This is a genomic window from Bacillus sp. F19 (genome assembly GCA_023823795.1).
In the GTDB taxonomy this organism is placed as follows: domain Bacteria; phylum Bacillota; class Bacilli; order Bacillales; family Bacillaceae; genus Bacillus_P.
In genome coordinates this window covers 1,544,698-1,570,215 of record CP085710.1, presented here as the reverse complement: position 1 = coordinate 1,570,215, position 25,518 = coordinate 1,544,698, and the positions used below count along the sequence as shown (strand labels likewise).

Sequence of the window (25,518 nt, the reverse complement as noted above, 5' to 3'; positions counted from 1 at the left end):
ACAAATCTCTCCCTTTCATCCTTATTATCTTTTAAGTATATAAGTTGTCATACTGTGTCCTTTGAAACATCTTTTTTTTCAAGTAAAAAGTTCAGGCCCTCTTCCCATCAAAAATGAGAAAAAGGGCTAAAATTTATCCTTTAGTTTGAGGACTGAACTCTCTTGGCGGCTAACCTATTCAATCGATTCTAGTAGCTTAAATGCTTCTTCTTTTGTTTTAACAGCTAATAATTGTTCTCTATAGCTTTCATCCATCAGTTTCCGAGAAAGCATTTGAAGGATTTTTAAATGTTCATTCCCTTCACTATCCTTAGGAACAGCAATCATGAAAATCAGCTTTGCATCTGTACCATCAAGGCTTTTCCAGTCTACCCCATCTTTTTTGAGACCAAAAACAACGCGAGGTTTCTTTACGGCCATTGATTTTCCGTGAGGGATAGCAATGTTCATGCCAATTCCTGTTGAACTTTCTTGTTCTCGGTTTAGGATAGCCTGTTTGAAATCTGAAGTTGAACTTAAGGCTCCTGCATCATCTAATTTCTGTATCATTTCATCAATAACATCATCACGTGTTAATCCGGTTAAATTCACGTCAATTAGCTCTAGGTCGGTAATATCTGTTAATTTTTTAATTTCTATATTTGCTGCTTTTTGAGGTACTTCTAGTGTTTCTTCAGCTTCTTCTGCATCAGGGATATCTAATGTTTGAATATCTCTTTTCAAGATATTGACCAAAAGAGCTGTTACAAACGAACCTGCAATAACGGCGATAAAAAACATCAGAACATTATCAACAGCTCCAAGGACGGCAACGATCGGTCCTCCATGTGCAACTTTGTCTCCAACATGTCCAAGCATCGCGATAACTGAACCAATCATAGAACCGGCCATAATGCTTGGAATGACACGAAGCGGATCTTGAGCTGCAAACGGGATTGCTCCTTCTGTGATTCCGAATAATCCCATTGTAAATGATGCTTTTCCTGCTTCTCTTTCTGCAGGCTGGAATTTTTTCTTTCCTAAGAACGTCGCAAGTCCCATTCCAATAGGCGGAATACAGATTGCAACTGCGATTGGGCCCATGATTTCATAGTTTCCTTCAGCTATCATTGCAGATCCGAAGAGGAAGGCAACCTTATTTACAGGACCTCCCATATCAAAGGAAATCATTGCACCTAAAATTAATGCTAATAGGATTGAGCTTGTACCTTGCATGCTTGCTAACCAAGATGTTAATGATTCGAAAACTTGTGCAACAGGTGCTCCAAGTATATAAACAAATATGAGACCGACAATGAGTGACGCAACGATCGGGATGATGATAATTGGCATGATAGGCTGAATGGCTTTTGGTACTTTTAGTTTTTTAATACCTAAAGCTACATAACCAGCTAAGAAACCCGCGATAATACCGCCGATAAAGCCTGCACCAGCTTCGCTTCCGTAAAAACTGCCATTTGCTGCAATATATCCGCCAATCATACCAGGAGCTAAACCAGGTCTATCAGCAATACTAACGGCAATGAATCCTGCCAGAATTGGAAGCATGAATGTAAAGGATGCTCCACCGAGCTTTTCGATTGTTTTCCAGAATGAATCATCCGGAATCACCAGCCCTCCAGGAGTCTTTTCTCCTCCCAGAGTTAACGCAATCGCTATTAATAAACCGCCAATCACTATGAATGGAATCATATAAGAAACACCATTCATTAAATGCCGGTAAAATGGGTTTTGTTTATCTTCTTTTTTATGATTATTTTCTGCAGTCTTTGATGCTTTGTACACAGGTACGTCGCCGCTTATTTTATTAATTAATTCTTCAGGCTTGCGTATACCGTCTTGAACACCAGCAACTAACACCTTTTTGCCAATAAATCGATCTTTATTGACTGTTTTGTCAGCAGCGATAATAATGCCGTCCGCTTCACGAATATCCTTCTCAGTAAATTCATTTTCTACCCCGATCGAGCCCTGGGTTTCAACCTTCATTTGAACGCCTAACTTTTTAGCAGCTTTTTGAAGATTTTCTGCAGCCATATAAGTATGAGCAATCCCGTTTGGACAGGATGTAATCGCTAATATCTTCATTTCTAATCCTCCTAAATTCATCTCGCAATCGCTTACATTCTCACTATACCGCGAAATAACAAGGGGAAAAGTTTAACTTTTTACCGCAGCTTCCGGAAAAATCGTTTTTTATCCTTTATAGGTTACTATTTTCCACCATGAAAATAAGATAAAAAGTTCATTTTGTCTTTTTCTTTAATGAGAGTTTGAATGAAAGCAGGTTGTTCGCTTATATAGGACAATTCACCAAATAGCTGCCTTGTCTCTTCATGCTCATCATTTTTTACAGCGAGCATAAATACGAGTGTTACTTTTTCTGATCCCCATTTAATCGGTTTTTTTAAAGTAGCAATTGCAATTGCTGACTGCTTGATCAGTTTGGGATTGCCGTGTGGAATGGCAATGCCTGCACCAATGGTTGTCGATGACATTTTTTCCCTATTAATGGCGTTATGTGCATATTCTTTTTCCACATACCCTTTTTCATACAAGGAGTCAGCAAGCATTTCGATTATTTCATAACGATGTTCTGCATCCTGCTGTAAAAAAACTAAAAAAGGATTCGTATATTTCAACACAACAGATTCTTCTAGTTCATGATGAACAGATTCTTCAAACTGATTGATAAAATTCTTTAATTTCTCTACTTCTGCTTCCGTTAACAATGGGGAAACGACAAGATGCGGAATCTTTAGTTCCGGCAAAGAGACAGTGGATATCACAAGATCGATATCATATTTTGCTAAAAAATCTTTTAAGTCTGCCTTCGCTATGCACCCCTTGATATGGATGGAATAAAACTTTCTCTCAATTTTAGTTTTTAATAACTGGGACGTACCAATTCCCATATGACAAACAATAACGGCATTTTTCATCTTTTCTCTAGTACTTTTAAGCCGTTCAATCGATGCTTGAAAATGCAAAGTGACATAGGCTGCTTCTTCCTCTGGAATTGACAAAGCGAAAGATTGATTAATTTCTTCTAAGACGTTAATGACCATATCAAACATATAAGGATACATTTTTTTTATATCATCCAACATTGGATTTGTAACAGAAAGACCGTAATTAAGACGATTTAATGTTGTATACAAATGAACCTTCAGTCCGCTTAACAAGGTTTGATCCTTTGTAAATTCAATCATATTTAACTCGGTCATACGATTTACTAAAAGATGCACAAGCATTAATAGCATAGGGTTATTTTCAGTAAAACCAGCCATTTTGTCTGTCTCGTTTCTTTGTTGATAACGAATTTTCCCGCCTAATATATGTAAAGCTAAATAAGTGATTTCCTCTTCTGGAAAATGCAATGAAAAAACAGGTTCCAGCCTTTTTAGAAATTCAGAAGTCCATTCATATTCTTTCTTATCTCTGAGAAGAGATTTTTCTTTTTCTGAGATAGAAATAGGCTGTTTAAGTTTTATTCGCTTAATCATCAGGAGTGTATGGATGATTAAACTTTCAACTGTTTCATCTGTAAAATATAAAGACTGCCGATTTTGAAGTTCTTTCAATTCATTTTTTACTGCTTCAGCTTCATGAGATGAAAATTGTTCTTTTATAAATTGTATACTGGATGTCATATTGTTGGTCAGCTGATAGAATCGGGAAAAAGCTGTTCGTTTATTTTTTTCAGTTCCTATAATCGATAGACCGACTCTTTGCTTAGAAATTAATGTTAAGTCCATATTCTTTAGCCATTCATTGATTTTGTCCAAGTCTTTTTTAATAACTGATTTATTCACAAAATACTGCAAAGCAAAATCCTGCACTGTTACTTGCTTTACGGACATTAGAAGCTGATAGGCTATTTGGAGAACCCTTTCATTAGATTCATAGACTGGATTTTTTGCCAGGTGCAGCTGTTTAAATAAGGTTGTCTTCTCGCGCTCTTCAATTTCTAAGTATACGCCTAACCCTGGTTTTCGAATTAAAGAAGCATTTGAATGATGTTTCATGTACTCTTCGATAGCCTTAAAATCATTGCGTATTGTTTTTTCGGAACAATCCACTCTTTCTGCAATATCCTGCACTAACAAATGCTGATCTGATTGAGTTAATAAAATATGTAGGATTTCTTGCTGTCTTGCATTCATTAGGTTCACCTGCTTATCTTTGGAACAATTCTATATTCATTATATTGTGGATTTAACACCGTTTTTTATACGATACATTTGATGATATTCTAATTGACACAATACATCTATAAAAACTAGACGGGGAATTTGTAAAAACCGCAGACATTAAATCTCATCATATCTCATTTTTCTTTTATGATAAACAAAGAAATCTATTCAGAAAGCTTAATTTGTATGGTTTTCTATCATTTCATTGCATATTCCCTTGGTCAAATAGCAAAAAGAGAGAATTCCAGTTGGATTCTCTCTTTTTATTCTCTATTCTTTCAGCAGGCCTTCTTTTTGAAGGTACTCTTTCGCCACTTCTGAAGCTTGCTTTCCTTCAACATTTACCTGATAGTTCATATCCCGCATTTCATCGTCCGTAATTTTTCCTGCGAGATTATTTAGCGCGTCCTCAATCTCCGGATGCTCTTCAAGCGTTTCTTTTTTCAATAACGGTGCACCCTGATAAGGCGGGAATAAGTTTTTATCATCTTCTAGAACTGTTAAGTTGTATTGCTGCAGCTCACTGTCTGTAGAATATGCATCAATTAAATTGATTTCACCAGACTGAATGGCTTCGTAACGCAGCTTTGGCTCCATCGTTTTTAAGTTTGGAAAGGTTGTTTCATAAAGCTTTTGGATACCTTTATATCCGTCCTCACGATCAGTAAATTCAAGTGTAAAACCAGCCTTCATATTGCCTGCCACTTGTTTTAAATCTGACATTTTTTCAAGGCCAAATTGTTCTGCTGCTTCCTGGGGCACGGCTAGAGTGTATGTGTTGTTAAATTTCATCGGCTCAAGGTAGGCCATATCAAATTCTTCCATCATACCTATTTTGGCCTGCTCATACACTTCGTTTCGATTGTTGCTTACTGCTTCCTCTTTTAAAAATGTAGTAATGGCGGTACCAGTGAATTCCGGGTAAATATCAATATCTCCTGATTTTAGCGCATTGAAAACAAAAGAGGTTTTTCCGAGACCAGGTTTAACTTCCACTTCTAAATCTGTCTCCTTCTCAATCAGCAGCTTATACATATTGATTAAAATTTCAGGCTCAGATCCAAGTTTGCCGGCGATGACGATATCTTTTTTCCCTGTCCCAAATACAAGCGGCACAGCAACAATTAAGACTGCGATTAATCCTGCAATACCAACTGCTTTCATTGATCTTTTCGCTGATGTTTTTTCAACTAAACGAAGGAGAACATCAAACAAGATTGCAAGAAGGGCCGCTGGAATTGCTCCAAGTAAAATCAGCATGTTATCGTTGCGGTCGATGCCAAGCAGAATCAGTTTCCCTAATCCCCCTGCGCCTATTAGAGCTGCAAGTGTTGTCGTTCCTACGATCAGCACCATCGCTGTCCGGATTCCGGCCATAATTACCGGGAGGGCAAGAGGCAGCTCCACTTTAAACAGACGCTTGGAATTGTTCATTCCCATCGCTCTTGCCGCTTCAATTAAGGAAGGATCAACCTCTTTAATTCCCGTGTATGTATTTCTCAGGATTGGGAGCAGTGCATAAATAACCAAGGCAATAATTGCTGGTACGACTCCAATCCCGACAAGCGGTATCAGCAATCCAAGCAAAGCAAGGGAAGGTATGGTTTGGAGCACTGCTGAGATTCCAATGACACCTTCTGCAGCTTTGGTTTTTCTTGTTAAATAAATGCCAAGGGGAATAGATATGATGACAGCAAGCAAAAGAGCTATAAACGAAATTTGGATATGTTCAAACAAAGCAGATAATAGCTCGCCTTGTCTATCTTTAAAAACATCAATGAATTCATTCATGCGTTAACCTCTTTCTTCCGTTTGCCCCGATAGAAACTGTACGGCCGACTCTCTTGTAATGGTTCCGATAATCTGTCCATCCCGTTCAATTGGAATCATATCTTCTTCTCCTAATCGAGCCAGGGCCTCCTTGATGTCTGCTGAATAAGACAACGGGACTTTCAGGGAATCTGTTTCTTGAGGAGGACGAACAAACCCTTCAATCGAACCCTCTAGAACATTTGTCACGGCACGATGACCGATAAACTCCTTTACAAACTCATTAGCAGGATTCGCTATAATGGCTTCAGGTGCATCAACCTGAATAGCCTCTCCATCCTTCATCACACAAATGCGGTCTCCTAAAGCCAAGGCCTCCTGCATATCATGTGTGACAAATACAATCGTTTTATGAATCCGCTTTTGCAGATCAATCATATCCTGCTGCAGTTTTTCGCGGCTGATCGGATCTAGCGCGCTGAATGGCTCGTCCATGAGAATGATATCAGGATCAGCAGCAAGCGCCCTGATGACTCCGATTCTCTGCTGCTGACCGCCGGATAATTCGCTCGGTTTCCGTGTTCGATATGTATCAGGTTCAAGACCTACCATTTCAAGAAGCTCATCTGTCCGCTTGCGGATTTTGTCAGCTTCCCATTTTCTAAGCTCAGGAACGATCGCGATATTTTCTTCAATCGTCATATGCGGAAACAGAGCAATCTGCTGCAGCACATACCCAATATTCCAGCGGAGTTCATGAATGTCGTAGTTATGAACATTTTTTCCGTCTATGTAAACAGATCCAGCCGTTGCATCTATCAGACGGTTAATCATTTTCATTGTTGTTGTTTTCCCGCAGCCTGAAGGCCCGATAAAAACAAAAAACTCCCCTTTTTCTATGGTTAAATCCAAAGCATTAACGGCTTTTGTACCATCCTTATATACCTTAGATACGTTCTCAAAGCGGATCATCAGCTCACCTTTTTCTATTATAATAATGAAAAAAATAGTCATACCTTACTCTCTATTACCCGAAATATTCAGGAGTTATGCATCTTTTTTCAAATAACGAAAACTTTCTCTTAAGCAAAAGTGGAATTATCTGTATAATACTAGAAAAGAGAGGGTGAAGCCAGTGATGAAGATCAAAACAGATTCTGTAACCGGATTTAAGAATGCTAACATTCCATATACACTTCTCAGCAGAAATTCTAACACAAAAAGCCTTGCCATTATGCTTCCAGGCTTAGGCTATACAGCCCAGGGTCCTCTTTTTCATTATTCAACAGGGGTATTCTTAAACAAGAATGCTGACGTGCTCCACATCAATTATCATTACAATTCAGCATTCTATGAATCTTTTACAAATGAAGAAATCGATGAGGCTTTAAAAAGAGATGTAAGAAACGTAATCGACACTGTCTTAAGCGCACATACTTACAGTGATTTTTATCTAATAGGAAAATCGCTCGGAACCATTGCATTAGCTTCAGAGCTCGGCAGAACAGCTTTTTTCGATGCAAAAGTCATTTGGTTAACACCGCTATTAAATAGAGAAGATGTTTTTTGGTCGATCGTAAAGAGCAAAAAACGAGGATTGTGCATGATTGGCGATAAGGATCCTTATTATAAGGAAGATAGATTTCAACAGCTGAAGGAAAACCCTGCTCTTCACTCCGTCCTTATTCCTCTGGCGAATCATAGTTTAGAATTGGATGGTGATCCTGTAGGTTCCGTGGATATATTAAAAGAAGTGATGGCGAAGATTGAGGCATTTTAAAAGCGCGGCAGCAAGCCGCGCTTCTTTTATTCAAACAGCTGATCAATTGCACTTTGAGGAAGAGCATTTTCTCCTCCGAGAATGTAATAAACAAATGTTTGTTCCTTATACTTTTGAATAGTAGTTTTAGTTGCGCCGTTCGCAGTATTTGGATTTGTTAAAACAACCGGGCTTAAATATTGAGCCGCAAGTGCAGAACCCGCAAAACTTATTCAAATAATGAGCTGATTGCAGATTCAGGAAGAGCATTTTCTCCGCCAATGATGTAATACATTTTAGCTGAATCAGCATAAGCAGCAATTGTATCGATCGTTGTTTGATCAGCTGCTTTTGGATTTGTTAAAATCATAGGATTTCCATGAACTGCTGCTGCAGCAGAACCTGACAATGCATCGGGGTAGTTTGTTCCAGTTGCAATAAACGGACTGGACATATTCAAGTCAGCTGCAAAGTAGCTGATGATGCTGCTGTTTGTTTCATAACGAGTCGCCCCGCTGATGCGTTTATGATTTGGGAAAACTTTAGCAATTTTATCAGGCACAACAGCTGCGCCTCCAATAACAAAGGTTTGCTTCATGTTGCTTGATTTAACGTATTGGCTGACAGAATTCGGTATGGCATTTTTCTTTGTCAGTAATATTGGCATCGTTTTCGATGCAGCGATTGGTGCAATTGATAAGGCATCTGCAAAGCTTTCTCCTGTAACAACTGCAGCACGATCCGCCGTACCAAGCTGTTTAGCAATATTAACTGATGTCTCATAACGGTCTAAGCCGCTGATTCTGGAAATCGTTGTTATGCCTGCAGCCTTCAGCTCTTTTTCTACGTTCGCTGTTATGACAGATTTTCCGCCAACCAGAATAACTTTTTTCGCTCCCAGGCGCTTAAGCTCACCTTTTACAACAGCAGGAAGTGAATTCGTGTCTGTTAATAAAAGAGGGGCCTTGTGTTTATGGGCAAGAGGAGCTGCACTTAATGCATCCGGATAATTTTTGCCTGTTGCAATCACAACTGTACCGGACCCAGTAAAGCTTTCTTTTGATACTTTTACAGCTGTTTCATAGCGGTCTGAACCAGAAATGCGTTCCACCGGAATATTCATTCGATCAAATGCTTTAACAGCGCCGAATACATCAAGTCGGCCCCAGCCAGAAACTGTGTCATAACCTGGAATGACTTCTTCTTCAGGATACGGGTATTCTTCGTCATATGGATACTCTTCGAAGTCATCCATAGGGTTATCTTGTTCATCAAATGCAATGTCAGCAGCAGATTTCGTCAGGATTCGTTCTACTTCACCTGGCGTTAAATCCATATTATGTGAAAGAAGCAGGCCGGCTGCTGCTGCAACATGAGGTGCTGCCATTGATGTTCCCGTCATATTCGTTACATTGCCATCAGGCATTAAGCTAGGAATGTCAGTACCTGGTGCAACTAGATCCAGTCCTTTTCCATAGTTGGAATAATCCGATACTAGATCAATGCGGTTTGTTCCGCCTACTGAGATAACATACTTAGAAGAAGCAGGGTAAGAAAGCTCTTCCATGCCATCATTTCCGCTTGCTGCTACAACTGTTACATCATGATCGTAAGCATATTTTAATGCACTCTCGATGACGCGGCTGTATCCTCCGCCAAGACTCAGGTTGATCACGTCTGCACCTTGATCAACTGCATATCGAATTCCGAATGCAATTTGCTCCGTGTCGCCGCTTCCTGCTGCATCAAGGACTTTTACAGGAAGAATTTCAGCATGTGAATTGATGCCTGACATTGAGTAATGGTTATTGTTCTCTGCAGCGATGATGCCCGAAACATGTGTGCCATGCCCATGATCATCCATTGCATTTGAATTTTTTCCAATAAAATTGTAGCCGTTATCCGCAAGTACTTTGCTGTTAAGGTCGGCTAGTGTATGATCAACACCAGTGTCAACTACGGCAATAACGGTATCATTCAGCTCTCTGCCTTTAATTAATTCGTGAAGCTGTTCAAATTTAATATCAGCATCAGCAGTGCCGCCATCTTTTCCTGCGTTTTTCAGCGGCCATTGATATGGATATTGAGCGTCAGCAGTAAATGCTTTATATTGCTGAACAGGTTCGGCAAATTCTACCTCAGGAAGCTTGGCAAGCTTTCCTGCTGCTGTGTTTAAAGAACTCGCTGAAGCTTTAAAGCCTGATGAGCTTCCTTCTACTTCCATGACATACATATCAGGAAAAACAGATTTATTGGCTTTTAGCGAAGCAGCCGACTGAATGCCGAATGATTTTGTTTTTGACTGTATACTGCTTAGTTTCTTGCCTTCTTTTAATTTTACAATGACGCGGTTTTCATAGCTGCTTGCAGAAGGTAACGCATATCCGCCCATTTGTAAAATGGAAGAAACTGTTTTGTTTGTTACGTTTGAAATTCCGATGCTTTTCCCGGTTTTCTCAATTTGATCCTGAAGGAAAGCCGGTACAGATTCAAGTGCAGTCGTGTATAGACGATTGATTGCATCTTGATCGGCTTTTGTAATTTTATACGTACTGCTGCTGCCTTTTTCAGCAACATCTGTAAATAAGCCTTTTAATTGCATTAAATCTTGATAAACGTTATCACGGGTGGTTTTGCTAAAAACCATTTTCGTGCTTAAGAATGGGGCAATTTTGTAATACATGGATGACAATTCTTGTCCATTTTCTGTTTTAGCAAGCACATCCTCACGAATGGCTCTCAAGTCATTTATGATGTTTTTGCCGTTTTCTCTTTCTTTTGTGCTAAGCTCTGCCGGGCACTCTTCCGTACTTACATATTCAGAAGGAGGAAGTGTTATCCCATCATATCCGATCATATAGGAAGCGGGTGGCTCTGACGGCTCTTCCTCAATCGTCATCTCTTCTTCTGTGTTCTCTTCTTCTGTGTTCTCTTCTTCACCAGCGTAATGCTCTACTTTAATATAAAAAGGTCCCGCCCATGCTACCGGGAAATCAATGACTGCCGGTTGATCTGCATAAGAATACCCCATATATCTGTCGAATGCGCGATTATCAACTGCATTTTCAAGACTGGAATATACCGTTACATTCAATTCAGCTTCTGATTGAAGCTTTACTCGCAGGTGCGTGTAATCTTTAATTTCTGCTTCCGTTGGATCTATCGTGTACCAATGTACTTGTTCCGATTCCTCAAACAAGCCTTCTACTGGTTCTGAAATGGTTAATTTCGCTTCTTCTTTCGGTACATCTGCTTCTGCTGCCTTAACATCATTTACAGGAAATTGACTGAAAAACAGGGCAAAAATCAGAATGACTGCCATGAAACTGCTAAACTTTCTTTTCGTCATTTGAAACCTCCGCTTAATAGATTCATAATATTTAACATTTTCTATTAAAACATAGAAATTTCTTTTTTGGAAAACATTTCTATATATTTAAGGTAGAATTAAACAAGGAGCTGCTTTTCGCAGCTCCTTGCTGGTGAACCTATTTTTACATCACCATAGCAGATTTCACATAGTGATAAAGCAGCTTCGCTGTATTTTCAAGCGAATCTTTGTGAGTGCGTTCAAACGCGTGTGAGGAGTCGATTCCCGGTCCGATTAATCCATGAACAATATCATGGCCGGAACGGATCGCTGCTGAGGCATCAGATCCATAGTAAGGATAAATATCTAATTTATAGCCGATGTTATGCTCTTTCGCCAGATTCGTTAAGTTTTTGCGGAGCTCATAATGGTAAGGACCGCTTGCATCCTTCACACAAATCGAAACGGTGTATTCATCCGTTGACTGTCCGTCACCCATCGCACCCATATCAACAGCTAAATATTCAACTGTTTCAGGTGTGATATTAGAGTTTCCGCCGTAGCCGATTTCTTCGTTATTTGATATCAAAAAATGAGTTGTATAAGGAAGCAGCAATTTTTCTTCCTTGATTTGCTTCATAAGCTGAAGCAAAAGCGCAACACTTGCTTTATCGTCTAAATGGCGGGATTTAATAAAGCCATTATCCGTCACTTCAACACGTGGATCAAAAGAAACAAAGTCTCCGACTTCTATGCCGAGTGCCCTGACATCATCGGCGTTTTTCACAACCTCATCAAGACGGATTTCCATGTTGGCCTGATTCCGTTCTGCTTTTCCTGCATCTTTATAGACATGAACAGAAGTCTGGTGCATCAGGATTGTGCCTGTAAACATCTTGCCCGATGAAGATTCGATTTTGCAATATTCACCTTCAATTGAGTTATAGTTGAAACCTCCGATTAAATCAATCGTCAGCCGTCCGCTTGCTTTAATTTCTTTTACGATTGCCCCAAGCGTATCAACATGCGCTGTCAGCATGCGGTGATGGGAATTGTCTCTTCCCGGAATAGTTGCAAGCAGTCCGCCTTTGCGATTGCGTCTCGTCTCTATTTGACATTCAGCTAGATAGTTTTCTACATATGTAATCACTTCATTTGTATTTCCTGATGGGCTCGGTATTGACACGAGCTCTTTGATCAGCTGCATCGTTTCATTCAAAAGAATTCTCCCCTTTTAGTTGCTTTTTCTATATTATAGCAGTTTCAGACCTCCTTAAAATAGCAGAACCGATTCCCCATAAATGTGAAATCGGCTGTTTGGCCTTATTCATATGAGATGATGCTGAGCCCATGGGCATCAAGTTCAAGCGTTGAACCTGAAATCTCTTGACCTGTTAATAAGCATGAAGCCTTCTTCAAATCTTTAGGAAGAGAAGCATCAATTGGATGATCCGCCCCGTTTAAAATAAACAGGATTTTTTCATCGTTAAACGTTTTTGTATACATGATATGCTGATCTTCTCGGCCAGCCTCAACAAATTGAATTTTCCCCTTGTTGCCGAATGCCGGATTGTTTTTGCGAAGCTCAATCATCTGCGTAATAAATTTCAATAATTCACCGTCCTGTTTTTCCTCATCCCAAATCATGCATTTGCGGCAGCCTGGATCCATCATGCCCGTCATGCCTATTTCGTCCCCATAATAAATACAAGGTGCGCCCGGTGATGAGAGCAGAAAAGTGAAAAGCTGCTTCACTTTATCTGTATTTTCTCCGCAGACAGTAGCGATACGAGGGGTGTCATGACTTCCAAGCAAGTTAAATGCAACCTCCGACACTTGCGCAGGATACATAAGAAGCGCTTCTGCCGTTCGGTTTATAAACTCTGATGCTGTTACTTTTCCGTGAGCAAAAAAGTCTATTGCCACACTTGTGTACGGATAATTCATCACTGCATCAAACTGATCACCCTGCAGCCAAGGCATTGCATCATGCCATACCTCTCCTAAAATATAAACCTCAGGATCAATCGTTTTGATTTCTTTGCGGAACTCGCGCCAGAAGTCATGGGAAACCTCATTTGCAACATCAAGTCTCCAGCCGTCAATGCCAAATTCCTTCACCCAGTACCGCCCAACCTCAAGCAAGTATTCACGCACTTCAGGATTCCCTGTTCTGAGCTTTGGCATATTTTCCGAGAAACCGAACGTTTCGTAATGAACCTTGCCGTCTTTTTTCAGCGGAAACTGATCAATGTGAAACCAATCTTTATATTTTGAAGCTTCTCCGTTTACGACCACATCCTGAAACGGGGGAAACTCATAGCCGCAATGATTAAACACAGCATCAAGCATCACTTTAATGCCATTTTCATGACAGACCTTCATTAACTTTTTAAACGTTTCTTTGTCCCCAAATTGCGGATCAATTTCTAAATAATCAATCGTATCGTACTTGTGATTCGAAAAAGCTTTAAAAATAGGGGTAAAATAGATACCCGTAATGCCAAGCTTCACCAGGTAATTAATATTTTGAATGACCCCTTCAAAGTCTCCGCCGAAGCTGTTCGCTGCTGTCGGCTCCGTACTTCCCCAAGGCAAAGCATCTTTGGGGTTCAGTGCTTGGTCTCCATTCGCAAAGCGTTCAGGAAAAATCTGATACCAGACCGTGTCCTTGACCCATGACGGGGCAGCAAAGATATCTTCTTCATTTATATAAGGGAAGGTAAAATAGTACCCGTTATGATCTTGCGGCTTTTTATCCAAAAATCCCTGCTCCGTAAAAATGAGCGTTTGATCTCCCGATATCATTTCAAACCCATATTTCAAACGTCTATGCGGAGGTTTAAGCGCAACCGTCCAAATATCGTAAAGCTCCGTCCTTCCAAGCTTAGTCATCTTAATATGCTCCTCAGACTTCCATTTCCAGACTCCTTTACTCTCCTGCTCCCACGTGAATGGATCCCCCCAGATCAAATTCACCTTTTCAGCATCATTTTTCTTTGTCTGCAGACGGATGTGCAGCGTATCTTTATCATAAGCATAAGCAAAATTATTTTTAGGACGGTGGTAAACCGCTTCTTTTAACATCGTTTCAGTTCCCCCATTCATAGACTTAAACGTTTAAGTAAAGGTAGAAAAAAGCAGAAGCTACTCTGCCGGTATATAAGTGTATTTTTCTAAATCCAGACCTCTGTTGTCTTTAATAAGGTCGGATAAAACCTTGAATGCAATATTCGCTTTAGAGTCCTTGAATAAAACCATTTCAGCTCCCGCAGGAAGGATCTCCGGACAATTGGATGTGCAAATCACGGCATCATCTTCAACGTTCCGGTATTTCGATACAGTGGCGGCCAAAAACTCGTTTAGAATAATCGCTGATTGATCGGTGTTCTTTGCTAAAAATTCAGCAAGGACTTTTTCATCCTCCATATGATGTATGTCATCCTCTTCAAGACCCGATGCGATCTTAATATGCTCAGTAAGTCCAGCATTTTGAAACTTCTCCATAATTAAAATGGCTGATTTTCCTTTTAGCTGTTTTTTTGCAGCTGAAAAAGCACTCTTGTAATCATACATGACCTTGTAAAACAATTCATCATCAATTACACTGTCAACGAGAACGAGCGGCACTCCTGTTGGAACAGTTTTTGAGATGCTGTAGAAGAAATCTTCCCGGACATCAATCAAGAAAACGCCATCCAGCTTACGTTCTGCGATAATCTCAAAATTGGGCTTCTCCACATCAATACTTGAAAGCACAACGTGATACCCCTGTTTTGTCAGCATCTGCTCAAGCTCAAAAATAAACTCGGCGTGATGCGCGCGTCTCCATATCCCTTCATGTGCAGAGCGGTTTAAAAGAATTCCGATTAACCCCGTCTTCTGCTTAACAAGTGATCTTGCAGCAAGGTTAGGCACATAATTCAATTTCTTTGCAATCTGGAGCACACGTTCCTTTGTCTCTGCTGGAATCGATTGATTTTCTGCATTATTTAAAACGTAGCTCACAGTCGCAACAGAAACATTCGCTTGAGACGCAATATCTTTCATTGTTGCTTTTTTCATTTCTTTCACCATTTTCACTTAATCGTTTAAGTTGAGTATACAGATCATTGACTTAAATGTCCAGAATCCAAAATTGAAGTTCCTATTATCGCCGAAAAGCGAACTCGAGTGGTGTGCCAGCTTACCTATCATACTAGTGAATTTTGACTGTTTGATGCACTTTTTTTCTGCGCAGAAGCACTTTTTCTGCTCTATTCACCCGTTTTGATGCACTTTTTTCTACAACATTTATGCGTAATCATGTAAGAATAGCCGCGATTTATTTTAGAAAGTACCTATTTGAAAGGCCACGTATTAGAATGGAGTCCCCAGTTCTAACTCCCGGATAAAGGCTCCTAACTCTCCGAAAGCTAGATTTATTGATTACAAGTAAAGCCTGCTGCTCATTTTGGCAGCAGGCTCTTATACCATTTATACTGTTCTTAAAAGAGGTAATGTACAGCATCTGAAAGAGCCGCCAGATTTAATGATTTCAGTGATATCCACTTCAATAACCTCATATCCTCTGTCTCTCAGCTGTTTGTTAACATTTTTATTAACAGGAAGACTGATGATTTTTTTATCCCCTATCGAAAGGACGTTTGTGCCCATTGTAAACTGTTCAGCTCCCGTTACTTCAATTAAGTTGTAGCGCAACTTAAGCATTTTCAGCTCTTTCTCTTCAAAAGCATCTGGAAAGACCAGGGCTTCCGTTTCAGACAGGACATTAAATACACAGTCTAGATGAAGGTATTTTTCATTGATAGGAACAGGTATAACCTCAAAGGCTGGAACAAGCGACTGCAGTTTTTCGATCGCATGCATGCACGTTCTGTCACTCACCCCAACGAAAATATCTGTTTTGTCGATAATCACGTCTCCGCCTTCAATCCGGTGCTCTTTCAGACATTGCATCGGATAGCCCTGTACGTCAAGCCAGCTGCGCAGCACTTCTTCCTCTCCCTGTCTGATGTCCTGGCCCATTTCCGAAACGTAAACGGTTTTGCCTAAAGTGAACCCGATGTCACGGGTGAACACTTGCTCAGGGTATTTTTCATAAGGTGTGAGCATAATTACTTCGGCCTTATTTTTCTCTAATGTCCGGACAAACTGCTGATGCTGGCTGATTGCGAGGTCTACATCAATATTTTCATCGGCATAATGCCTCTGTGTTTCATTAATAACTTCGGTGATACGCATATAGTTTGGCGGACATACCAGAACCCGCTTTAATGAATCATATTCGCTAAAACAGGCTAACGTCTGATCTGGTTTTCGAATGGTCGTCAAAATAAATTCCTCCATAAAGATTGCTTTTATGAGATTATTCCCTAAATGGCTTAAATATTAAACTTTTTGTGACATTATCTTACGCCTAATTTTTAATCATGACTGTTAGTAATTGTCAAACATGTTTAATTGTTATATAGTTTTAAAGGTTGAACTATATTTTTCTCATATGAGGCTGGAAAGAATGAAAATTGAAAATGAACTAGAAACATTACGAAAAGAAAATCAGCTTTTAAAAGAACTCATCACACAATGGCCCTCTGCGTTTACTTATGTAAATCCGGAACTCGAGCTTGCGGTTTGCAAAGATAAGGCAGACATGCCTCCATCCATTCAGAAAATGACCAGCACACAGCTGACGGCATACACAAATCAGCGCCTCAACCTATCATCATCAGCTAATGATTCATTTCATCACACAGAAGCTTTTTTATCCGATATCTTCGATTTAGTTGCCCATCATGTTGTTTTCATTGATGAAGCGGGCATTGTTACTTTATGCAATCTTCAAGCCGCAAAGGATCACGGGGTCAACCGGGACGAGATTATCGGCAAGCATTTAAGGGAGCTTGTATGCATTCCAGACGATCAGCTTCTGACACTTGAAACCGCTCGCACCGGGATTGAATTCATTGACCGTGAAGTGCTTGATAAAAATTATGGAATCCTGAATACGAAAATCCTCTGGAATAGCGACGGATCCATTAAACGGGTAATCGGCACCTTCTACTTTTTAAATGCGATAAAAGAAGCCGAAAAACAGGCGATCGCCGGCAGAATTGCCGCTGGAATTGCCCATGAAATCAGAAATCCATTAACTACGGTCAGAGGCTTTCTCCAGGTGCTTCAAGCTTCAGCAGATCCTGAAACAAAAAGCTTATTTCAGACGATTTTAATTCCTGAAATCGACCGGGCAAATAAAATCATTTCAGATTTCCTGAGCATCGCAAAAACTGCCGAAATTCGGTCTGAGCATTTTGAAGTGAAAGAATTTCTCCTGAATCATTTAGGAAGAATCTTAGAAAGCGAATCGCTTCTTTACTCCATTGAGTTTCAAATCAAAGTTGATCCCTCAGCAGAGGGGATCTATATCCTTGGAAGTAAGGATGAACTGCTTCAGGTCTTTCTGAATTTGTTTCAAAATTCGTTTCAGGCAAAAAACACAGATCCGCTTAGAATTCAGATCTCATGCACACGCCAGAAAAATCGTCTGCAAATCAATTTTTCTGATAATGGAAAGGGCATTATCCCTTCCGCTATGCATCATATATTCGATCCGTTCTTCTCTACAAAAGACAGCGGAACAGGACTCGGTCTCTCTGTTTCGAAAAAAATTGTCGAGAACCATAAGGGTACAATGACAGCAAGCAGTGACGAAAACGGTACTATATTTTATCTGGATTTTCCTGTTTGGGAGGAGCGGATTTAAAGTATACGACCAGAAAATTGCTATGTATACATGACCCCAGAATGGCTAGAGGAAATATCTTCCCTTTCAGTTACGCCTCAACCTGCAGCAGACCGTGGAGAAACGCTGCTGCCGAACTGGACATAGATCACTGGAACAATAAAATACCTTCACTTTCTGGGACAGGTGAAGTAGAAGATTAGAGGGTGTAGTAATGTACTGCATCCTCTTTTTATTTCTCTTCTTCAACAAACCTGCCGTAGTTTAAGTGAAAAATTTTTAAAATCTTGATGATATATTCAAACTCGAATAATCTAATTGCCAGAAAACGTTCCTCAACAAACATCTACTTTGAAAGATTGAATTATTGGTGGAATTGCTTAGTTCGATGGGGAGATAAAGTGACCCCTATTAAAAAGTAAAAGTTTAGAATTTAGGCGACTTACAAGTTTTCAATGCTTTCCACCAACGTGTAGTACCCACCTTCTGCTCCTTCAATTAGATGTTTAATCTTGTTTAGGTGTTCCGAGAAGTCAGTTTTTTCTAACCAACTTTTATGAAATTCAATACTCTCAAAGGTAGTTATCATAATTGCCTTGTTATTATCGACAGAACGATGCCAACGACTACTAATCCAACCAGGAATAGCTTTACCCTTGAAGTTTAGTAATTCTTTAGCTTGGATATTGACCAATTCATCTAATTTGCCTGGCTTTGCAGTAAATACATTTATCCACACTATTGATTTACTAGAATTCATTTAAATAACCTCCTTAAATTTAAATTATCTTACCTACACCGAGCCTAGCTGATGGAGCGACCAGTTGTTGAAACGCTTATGAGATGAATCCGGGGAAGATCTTAAAGTGTTGTTCGATTTGATTGGCGATACCGTCAATCAATGTTTGCTGTTGTTGTGGATCAACTTCGAACTCAACTATCACCGTAAATCGGCCCAGCCTCCTGAAATACGATAAACTGTAGTGTTCTCACGGTCTAAAGTAGACATATAAAATCGCGGCCATTTCAGTTTTGAGTGTACCCCCCAATCATTAATCACCACTATGTTCCAATCGTAACACCCAAAGCTTTTTCATCTCTTCGATATAATGAAAACGGTCAAAAGCAGATTGGAGAAGATTTTGCTTGCTGCCAAAGTTGCGAAATAGCGTCTTTTCGCTTAAATAATATTCCATTTATTGTTAAGCGTCAAAAGAAATTTCACTTTTTATAAAAAATTCGTCATCAAATTCTAGATCTGTTGGATAGCAAACGTGTTTGCCAAGTAATTAAAACTTGAGGATAAAATCCTTAAATTTTAACTATCTCTACAACCACGACCGGTTGCTAGCCAATCAATATAGCATTAGATACTTGAATATATTCAATAAAAAAAGTGTTAATTCTTCTTACATTAACGCCCCCTTTTAATGGAATATCAATTAGTTCCTGTTCCATTCGAATTAATGTGTTTTGTTTAATAACCTCATCTAACTTCTCTGCTTGTTGGCTTTCATCTGGTGGTAACATCCAATATTTTTTTTCAAAATAGACAGCTGTAGCAACAATAATAAATACAGGTAAAAAAAAATATTACCAAATCATAAAAACTCCCCATAATAAATAACAATCTTTATTAATGTATATTATTAAACAAAAAGAACGTTAACCCTTTTTGGATTAACGCCCCATTTGTTGAATATACATGCTTAAAGCTTATTGAAGATAAGCCCTTTTTAAACGGTAAACTAGATACAAAACTCACTTATAATCTGTTTCTTTATTTCTTCTATCGGAAACTTCTGTGGATAGGTAGATATCATCAACATAATACCTTGCAGCACAGATGAAAAATATAACGACCGTTTCCTTGGCTCCTTTTCTCCCATTCTTTCAAATATTTCACATTGCAACTCAAACTGTCTAGTGTTTTCTTCGATAATGAGATGACTGTATTTAATCAACTCTTCATCAGCCTCTGGATGAGTTTGCAGGTGAAGATAAAACCGATGGACTTCCGGGTTTTTGTGGATATTATCAATGGCACCATTGATAATATATTTAAGCTGTTCACCAGGTGTCTCCAGGGAGACTGCTTCTGTCATTACTTCAACTACTTCTCCGATTCTGGCCTCTACCATTTCAGAAAGCAGCTCTTCTTTTCCTTTGTAATAGTTATAGAGTAACCCTTTCGAAATGACCGCTTGTTTGGCTATATCGCTTATAGAAGTAGCGTAATACCCCTGTTTCGTAAATAACTGCATAGCTGCAGCGCGAATTTTTTCTTTGGTTGCTTGGCGAATACGGTCATTCTCTTCGGGTGTACGTGGCATTTTAGATTCAATCCTCCATAAAAGCAGTTATTTCTTGATATAAATCTTCAGAATGAGTGAGGGGCAGCATATGATCGGCATCCTCTATTTCGATGAAACGGATGTTTGGAACCTTAAGGAAACAATCGGCAACTCGAGAATTATCTGCCAAGTCCTTTTTTCCAATAAAAAATAAAGTTTCGGGATTCAATTCTCTTAATCGTTCCATTGCTGGCGGCTGAGGCCATTTCATGCAGAAATCAACAGGCCACTTAAGCATACGCTCGAAATGATGCCTGAGCATTTGAACAGTGAGATCTTTGAACGGACTATTGATAACGACTTGATATGTTGGTGAATGAAGGGCAAGCTCTAACATTTTATCAATATTGGGAGCAGTTTCAAATATTTTGGTATGATATTCTTCAAACTCTTTTGAATAGGGAAAACCAGTCAAAGAAGGAGCAATTAATACAAGTTTTGATACTCTTTCAGGATAATTAAGAGCTAAATCAGTTGCAATCTGTCCACCCATGGAATGGCCTATAATTGTTGCCTGATTAAGTTCAAGGTAATCCAATAGTGACAGCACATCTTCAACATAGTTTGCATGTTTTATAGGGGATGGTGATTTACCGGCACCACGGCCATCAAAAGTAATCACTTTGTAATTCTTAGATAAAAGAGATCCTAAAAATGTCCATTGCCTCAAATCAGCCCCACCACTATGAATAAGAACAACAGGATGACCATTGCCAGTAATCTCTAAATATAAGTCCAATGCAACCCCTCCATTTTCACTGAATTTTCAGTATTATTTTATTATTGAATGAACGTTTAGTCAATAGAAAACGTCATTTAATTTTAAATAATTTAAGTTATTATTTCTATTCTGCAAAATGGCCCGCTTGTACTATATAACCTGACGTCACGTTAGGTTCAAGATCTTTTATCATTTTTTTTACATCAATATTAATTAAATAAATCCTTACCGTATACCAAAATTAATAGTTATAACATAAAAGAAAGAGCACAATTCTTGCTGCTGAATTGCGCCCGATTCTGGAAGTTCAATTATGTTTCTTATTGAAGATAATCCCGCTATAGTTTTAATAGAAAGCTTCACATCTTTTGTACTAAACCCGTCATTTCAAATTGAATTTCTTACTGTTTAAATTCAACAAAAGAAATTCTGGATATTTCTTGCCTAGTTAAAGGAAAACAAAAAGGGAATGGAGAAATCCATTCCCTTCTTGACTACACGTCAAGACCTATTTAAATTATTTAGTGAATTTTAGTTTGTAATCACCATCATATGGAATATGCTCAACGGTTATGGTTATGTCATTACCATCTTTATCTTTACCGTTTCTTTTATAAGTAAATTTATATTCATTTAGCTCTGTTAGTTCGAGAACTGCACCATACTTCATTCCTAGTGAAACATGGGCTCTTAACTTATTACCATGTACAACATCAAAATATCCGTAATCACCGCGGCTTTCACCGGTTTTGGCATCAAAAAATTCATATTTGTTTGTTTTAAAGTCATATTTTGCAAGACCTAAGTAATTTTTGTTATAGCTTGATACATCATTTTGATTGAATGTTCAATTAAATTTTAATAAGGATTAAAGGTTTTGTCAAATAAGTACTAATAGCGGTATTTTGGGAATAACATTGAAAAATTTTCTATTGAGGAAAAATTTTGAATATAAAGAAAAGAATAGTAAATAACCAGTTCAGTTATTGAACTGGTTTTCCTTTTCTAAGACAGATTTTGATCAAAATTGAGCCTTATATTTTCCACTGATGAATCCTTCCTTATCTTCCCAACCGATCAGTGTTCTCTCCCTGTTGTCTATTTCCTTTTTAACGATTAACTTAAGCTCTTTTTTAGAATCATTTGCCGCTTTTGCTTTGATGATCCATTCCTTTCCGTCCCGTTTAAGCTGGAGGGCAGCAGGCTGGTTCATGCTGATTTTTACGCCATCTGGCGTTTTGAACGTATCAGCATTCCAGAATACGGCCTCAGTTAACTGGAGATTGGTGTTTTTGACTGCCTGGACATTGGCGTTATTGCTAATGATCTGAATGGGGGAATCGTTTTTTATCGTATTGAATTCCTCTTTAGAGGCACCGGGTACAACGATATATTGATAGCGATTATGCTCTGGTTTGGATCCGTGATTGATCCATAACCCCAGTACCTTTTTTTGTACAGGGGATTCTCCATCATAACGCTGATTGATTTTTTTCCAGCTGGCTTCCCGTTTGTTAAGCAACAGGTGGATGCGGTCGTTGTTTCCGGGAAACAGGTAGCCGATGCCATCGTGATACACCCAGCTGGGTTTGTCAATCGTTTGGTGAGTGGAATCTGCCAAGCTGGATGTTTCCGACGTTTCTACAGGGTGATTCCAAATCCGCTGGTCGATGGTCGTGACGACCGGATGGCTGCTATTGGATTGTATATCGGCTCCGAGAGCTGCGATCGTGTCCTCGAAAAAGAACCATGATTTCTTTGCTGATAGTTCTTTATAATTCATATTCATTGCAGAGATCCCATTTTTGCCATCACTGAACATGAGCGTTTCATTGTTTTCGCCTGAAAGCGGTTCTTTCTTTTCATCATTATGGACAACGGTTGTTCCGGGGATCTTGCGCCAATCCCAAACTGGGAAGATTCCTGCATACCCGTTGCCCCTCAAATAGAAGAGACTGGCTCCGTCCGCCATATGACGATTATTGATCCCTTCTCCGTTGTAATACGGTTCACTGGAGTTCATTTCCTCAGGCAAGATTCGAACCGAGCTATAGTAATCCTTTTGATGATGAACCATCAGTCCGGATGTGTTATAAGCTCTATTGCCAACAAACGGGGGACGCTTCCCTTCCAAGCGTCCGATCATGCGCTCGAATTCATCTTTCCGGCTGGTCGGGAGCTTTTCCATCATCCTGGCGATGGATATCACATCTTGTATTTGATTATTCTTTCTTGTAATCCCTCTCCCTAATGAGGTGTAGTCAATGGTGTCATCAGCAATGAACCATTGAATTCCATCCAGTATAAAGTGAGATAACAATTGATAGTCCTCATTGGAAAAAGAGTACGGTGTTCCGTGAACAAAGGTAAACATGCCGGCTGTCTCTAATGAGTAGCGAATCCCATATGTACCGGTCTGAACGGATTGTTCGTGCTGATGAAAGGTCATATCAGGCTGAATGCCGATACTGCTTACCTTTAATGATTCTTTAATTGCTGAGACGGCTTCATTGATCTTCACGGAATCTTCTTGCCGTAAACCGGTAATATAGGTAACTTTTTCAGCTTCTATCAAGTTCACCCCGTGTAAAGGAGGTGATTCGGATTCGGTATATTCCTGCAGCAGTTTTATGGAAGTTTCCTCGGTGTATTTTGGGAGTTCCTGATCCATTAGAAATAGGATATTACTTAAGATCATAGGGATCCTCAGCCTGTTCCACCACCAATTTTCAGCTTGCACAGGGTGCTGATTCCAGTATTCCAGTCCTGCCAGGATTTCGTTTTTCAGTTTTTTATCATGATAGCTCGCGTGATTTTCAGAATGATAGGCTATTGCCATGGTTTCCAATCGTTCCAGGTGCCTGACAGTTTCCCTTGGATTCTCCGCCTTATCTTTATAAGCTATATCCGAGAATTTGCCTTCACTGTTCAGTTTCTTTTGCAGAGAAGAAATGTCAATATCGCTGCCAGAGTCCGTTAAGTGGGACCAATACCGTTTTTTAAGCTGTGGCAGGTAATCTTCTCTTTGAGGCTTTTCCCGTTCATGATCTATTGTAAAGACCATTATAATTGCTGCCATTAGAATGATTGTCAGAGATATCAGCGTTGTCTTCTTGGATATGTACAATTGTCTCACCTGTCATCCTTTTGTTTGTATGAATGATAGAAAAATTCATTTCTAACATAACATATCGAGGGGCCCCATAATGACTCAAATCCAAAATGAAAAGGGGATGTAAAATAAAAGGGCGGACATTACAATTTTTAAAAGTTTTGTTACAAAGGTGAGGAAAGAGTTAATGTTTCGTTAACAAAAAAATAGCTTCACTGAGGAAGCTATTTTTGTTAGTTTATTTCGCCTGTATCCCATTGCTTGTTGGTCGGCTCACATTGTTATAGGTATTTCCTGAAAGGGTAAGCTGTTTTACTTCAGCTGCAACGTTAATTCCATAGCGGCCATTTTTCAGGGAATTGTTCTTTATGGAAATGTCGGAGAATTGATTTGTGCCATCATTGCCTTTGTTGATCCGTATCACATCGGAGGATTGTGAAGATTCACGGTTGGCTGCAGAATTATTGATGACTTTAATGTTATTTCCCCCGGCGATGTCAATGGCTGCAGAATATCTCCCTATACCGTCGATCGTATTTTCTGTGATTTCGACATTATCGCTGTAGACCGATATGGCAGACCACATATCATACTCGTTTGTTTCTTTATACGTGTCATAGAAATTATTCTGATGGAAGCTGTTGCGTATATGATTGTTAGCAATGATCGCCCCCGGTGATTGGATTTTGATGGCTCGTTTATGGTTTTTTTCAAATGTATTGTGCCTGATTGTAACATGTACGTCATCTTGAAATCCTTGGACGACGATGCCGTCTCCATCATCCTTTGGCCCAATGTCTGATATCGATGAATGCTGGATTGTAATGTTCTTGCTCATCGGTTGAGAAGATAAGGCAGGACTGATTAGAATCCCGCGCGCTGTTTTATGGTTCCAGCCGGCGCTTGATGTCATGTTTTTGGCATACACATGTTTGATGGTGAGGTGATCGAACAGCACATCCTGAACTCCCCCTTCTATCCGTATGGCGATCGGTGTAGACGTAGACATCTTGGAATGATCAGGCTGGCTGAAATGGGTAAGTAGGACATCCGTTACCTTCAGATTGCCGGTGCCATTTATCACCGTCATGCCTCGTAAAAACGTATCATTGCCATCTATCTTCAAGTCATGGATTGTAATATTGTCGCCATAAATTCTGAACATCGTATCTCCGGGTCCGTTCGCCTTTATGACAGCATCTATTCCATACACTTCCGTATTTTCCTTTACCGTCAGCGTATCGGTGATGAGATAGGTACCCTCTGGAAAATAAACGGTTTTATTCTTCCCGTAATAGAGAGCTTTTTTGATGGCCGCGGTGTCATTTGATATCCCGTCACCGGCAGCTCCATACTCTTTAACATTGATCATACCATTCTCTGCATTAACAAATCCTGACACCCAGACAGCACAAACACACATTAAAATCATGGAAGAAACAATCAGTCCTTTTCTTTTGCTCATGAAGTTTTCCTTTCTTTTTGTATAAAATAAAAACTCTACCCTCCAAAAGTATCGGACAGGTATAGAACTTTTACACAAAAAAGAAAGGA

General features: G+C 39.4%; 18 protein-coding genes and 2 pseudogenes. 2 read left to right on the top strand and 18 right to left on the bottom strand.

Features of this window, described 5'->3' with window-relative positions; translation table 11 throughout:
• Nucleotides 1–174: 174 nt before the first annotated feature.
• From LIT25_07915 to LIT25_07900, 4 genes are all read right to left on the bottom strand, one after another.
• Nucleotides 175–2,088: a PTS fructose transporter subunit IIABC gene (locus LIT25_07915; GenBank protein USK35217.1), complete on the bottom strand. Its 1,914-nt coding sequence runs from the start codon at nt 2,086–2,088 to the stop codon at nt 175–177.
• Between the two features lie 125 nt (nt 2,089–2,213).
• Entirely contained in the window at nt 2,214–4,175 is a 1,962-nt protein-coding gene (locus LIT25_07910) for a BglG family transcription antiterminator (GenBank protein ID USK35216.1), read from the bottom strand.
• Nucleotides 4,176–4,466: 291 nt separating this feature from the next.
• Nucleotides 4,467–5,987 (bottom strand): osmoprotectant update ABC transporter permease/substrate-binding subunit OpuFB, encoded by a 1,521-nt coding sequence (gene opuFB, locus LIT25_07905; GenBank protein ID USK35215.1) that lies wholly within the window; start codon nt 5,985–5,987, stop codon nt 4,467–4,469.
• A 3-nt stretch (nt 5,988–5,990) separates the two neighbouring features.
• Nucleotides 5,991–6,938: an ABC transporter ATP-binding protein gene (locus LIT25_07900; GenBank protein ID USK36202.1), complete on the bottom strand. Its 948-nt coding sequence runs from the start codon at nt 6,936–6,938 to the stop codon at nt 5,991–5,993.
• Between the two features lie 166 nt (nt 6,939–7,104).
• Here LIT25_07900 and LIT25_07895 point away from each other — a divergent pair, with 166 nt between their 5' ends.
• Nucleotides 7,105–7,746 carry an alpha/beta hydrolase gene (locus LIT25_07895; GenBank protein ID USK36201.1) on the top strand — a complete coding sequence of 214 codons (642 nt, stop codon included), beginning with the start codon at nt 7,105–7,107 and terminating at the stop codon, nt 7,744–7,746.
• A 26-nt stretch (nt 7,747–7,772) separates the two neighbouring features.
• On the opposite strand, the gene LIT25_07890 is transcribed toward LIT25_07895, so the two are convergent.
• The 6 genes from LIT25_07890 to LIT25_07865 all read right to left on the bottom strand — a co-directional run bounded on the left by LIT25_07890 (nt 7,773) and on the right by LIT25_07865 (nt 16,384).
• Complete coding sequence (locus LIT25_07890) at nt 7,773–7,958, bottom strand: cell wall-binding repeat-containing protein (protein USK36200.1); 186 nt, start codon at nt 7,956–7,958, stop codon at nt 7,773–7,775.
• Nucleotides 7,955–11,074 (bottom strand): S8 family serine peptidase, encoded by a 3,120-nt coding sequence (locus LIT25_07885; GenBank protein USK35214.1) that lies wholly within the window; start codon nt 11,072–11,074, stop codon nt 7,955–7,957. Before LIT25_07885 ends, LIT25_07890 begins: the two co-directional genes overlap by 4 nt.
• A 145-nt stretch (nt 11,075–11,219) precedes the next feature.
• The gene (locus LIT25_07880; GenBank protein ID USK36199.1) at nt 11,220–12,242 is read right to left on the bottom strand and encodes a M42 family metallopeptidase; all 1,023 of its coding nucleotides are present in this window, start codon (nt 12,240–12,242) and stop codon (nt 11,220–11,222) included.
• Nucleotides 12,243–12,358: 116 nt separating this feature from the next.
• Nucleotides 12,359–14,122: a glycoside hydrolase family 13 protein gene (locus LIT25_07875; protein USK35213.1), complete on the bottom strand. Its 1,764-nt coding sequence runs from the start codon at nt 14,120–14,122 to the stop codon at nt 12,359–12,361.
• 60 nt (nt 14,123–14,182) lie between these two features.
• Entirely contained in the window at nt 14,183–15,100 is a 918-nt protein-coding gene (locus LIT25_07870) for a LacI family transcriptional regulator (GenBank protein USK35212.1), read from the bottom strand.
• 411 nt (nt 15,101–15,511) lie between these two features.
• Nucleotides 15,512–16,384 (bottom strand): dimethylarginine dimethylaminohydrolase family protein, encoded by an 873-nt coding sequence (locus LIT25_07865; GenBank protein USK35211.1) that lies wholly within the window; start codon nt 16,382–16,384, stop codon nt 15,512–15,514.
• Between the two features lie 169 nt (nt 16,385–16,553).
• Between LIT25_07865 and LIT25_07860 the strand changes: the two genes are divergently transcribed.
• On the top strand, nt 16,554–17,798 hold the full coding sequence (locus tag LIT25_07860; protein ID USK35210.1) for a PAS domain S-box protein: 1,245 nt from the start codon (nt 16,554–16,556) through the stop codon (nt 17,796–17,798).
• 421 nt (nt 17,799–18,219) lie between these two features.
• Here the strand turns inward: LIT25_07860 and LIT25_07855 are convergent, their stop codons facing one another.
• The 8 genes and pseudogenes from LIT25_07855 to LIT25_07820 all read right to left on the bottom strand — a co-directional run bounded on the left by LIT25_07855 (nt 18,220) and on the right by LIT25_07820 (nt 25,429).
• On the bottom strand, nt 18,220–18,537 hold the full coding sequence (locus tag LIT25_07855; GenBank protein ID USK35209.1) for an antibiotic biosynthesis monooxygenase: 318 nt from the start codon (nt 18,535–18,537) through the stop codon (nt 18,220–18,222).
• Between the two features lie 310 nt (nt 18,538–18,847).
• Nucleotides 18,848–18,961 (bottom strand): annotated as a pseudogene (locus tag LIT25_07850) (TetR/AcrR family transcriptional regulator).
• A 163-nt stretch (nt 18,962–19,124) separates the two neighbouring features.
• Entirely contained in the window at nt 19,125–19,307 is a 183-nt protein-coding gene (locus tag LIT25_07845) for a hypothetical protein (GenBank protein ID USK35208.1), read from the bottom strand.
• A gap of 218 nt (nt 19,308–19,525) precedes the next feature.
• Complete coding sequence (locus LIT25_07840; GenBank protein USK35207.1) at nt 19,526–20,110, bottom strand: TetR/AcrR family transcriptional regulator; 585 nt, start codon at nt 20,108–20,110, stop codon at nt 19,526–19,528.
• Nucleotides 20,111–20,117: 7 nt separating this feature from the next.
• Nucleotides 20,118–20,870 (bottom strand): alpha/beta hydrolase, encoded by a 753-nt coding sequence (locus tag LIT25_07835; protein USK35206.1) that lies wholly within the window; start codon nt 20,868–20,870, stop codon nt 20,118–20,120.
• A 499-nt stretch (nt 20,871–21,369) separates the two neighbouring features.
• A pseudogene (locus tag LIT25_07830) lies at nt 21,370–21,693 on the bottom strand (DUF4822 domain-containing protein).
• A gap of 180 nt (nt 21,694–21,873) precedes the next feature.
• Nucleotides 21,874–23,988 carry a polysaccharide lyase beta-sandwich domain-containing protein gene (locus LIT25_07825; GenBank protein USK35205.1) on the bottom strand — a complete coding sequence of 705 codons (2,115 nt, stop codon included), beginning with the start codon at nt 23,986–23,988 and terminating at the stop codon, nt 21,874–21,876.
• A gap of 214 nt (nt 23,989–24,202) precedes the next feature.
• Entirely contained in the window at nt 24,203–25,429 is a 1,227-nt protein-coding gene (locus LIT25_07820; GenBank protein ID USK35204.1) for a hypothetical protein, read from the bottom strand.
• Nucleotides 25,430–25,518 lie beyond the last annotated feature (89 nt).

Coding starts and splice junctions, on each gene's coding strand:
- LIT25_07900 (USK36202.1), bottom strand. CDS start 6,938: ATGATCCGCTTTGAGAACGTATCTAAGGTATATAAGGATGGTACAAAA.
- LIT25_07840 (USK35207.1), bottom strand. CDS start 20,110: ATGCCACGTACACCCGAAGAGAATGACCGTATTCGCCAAGCAACCAAA.
- opuFB (USK35215.1), bottom strand. CDS start 5,987: ATGAATGAATTCATTGATGTTTTTAAAGATAGACAAGGCGAGCTATTA.
- LIT25_07845 (USK35208.1), bottom strand. CDS start 19,307: ATGTTACCACCAGATGAAAGCCAACAAGCAGAGAAGTTAGATGAGGTT.
- LIT25_07875 (USK35213.1), bottom strand. CDS start 14,122: ATGTTAAAAGAAGCGGTTTACCACCGTCCTAAAAATAATTTTGCTTAT.
- LIT25_07855 (USK35209.1), bottom strand. CDS start 18,537: ATGAATTCTAGTAAATCAATAGTGTGGATAAATGTATTTACTGCAAAG.
- LIT25_07870 (USK35212.1), bottom strand. CDS start 15,100: ATGAAAAAAGCAACAATGAAAGATATTGCGTCTCAAGCGAATGTTTCT.
- LIT25_07880 (USK36199.1), bottom strand. CDS start 12,242: ATGCAGCTGATCAAAGAGCTCGTGTCAATACCGAGCCCATCAGGAAAT.
- LIT25_07865 (USK35211.1), bottom strand. CDS start 16,384: ATGGAGGAATTTATTTTGACGACCATTCGAAAACCAGATCAGACGTTA.
- LIT25_07860 (USK35210.1), top strand. CDS start 16,554: ATGAAAATTGAAAATGAACTAGAAACATTACGAAAAGAAAATCAGCTT.
- LIT25_07895 (USK36201.1), top strand. CDS start 7,105: ATGAAGATCAAAACAGATTCTGTAACCGGATTTAAGAATGCTAACATT.
- LIT25_07915 (USK35217.1), bottom strand. CDS start 2,088: ATGAAGATATTAGCGATTACATCCTGTCCAAACGGGATTGCTCATACT.
- LIT25_07820 (USK35204.1), bottom strand. CDS start 25,429: ATGAGCAAAAGAAAAGGACTGATTGTTTCTTCCATGATTTTAATGTGT.
- LIT25_07885 (USK35214.1), bottom strand. CDS start 11,074: ATGACGAAAAGAAAGTTTAGCAGTTTCATGGCAGTCATTCTGATTTTT.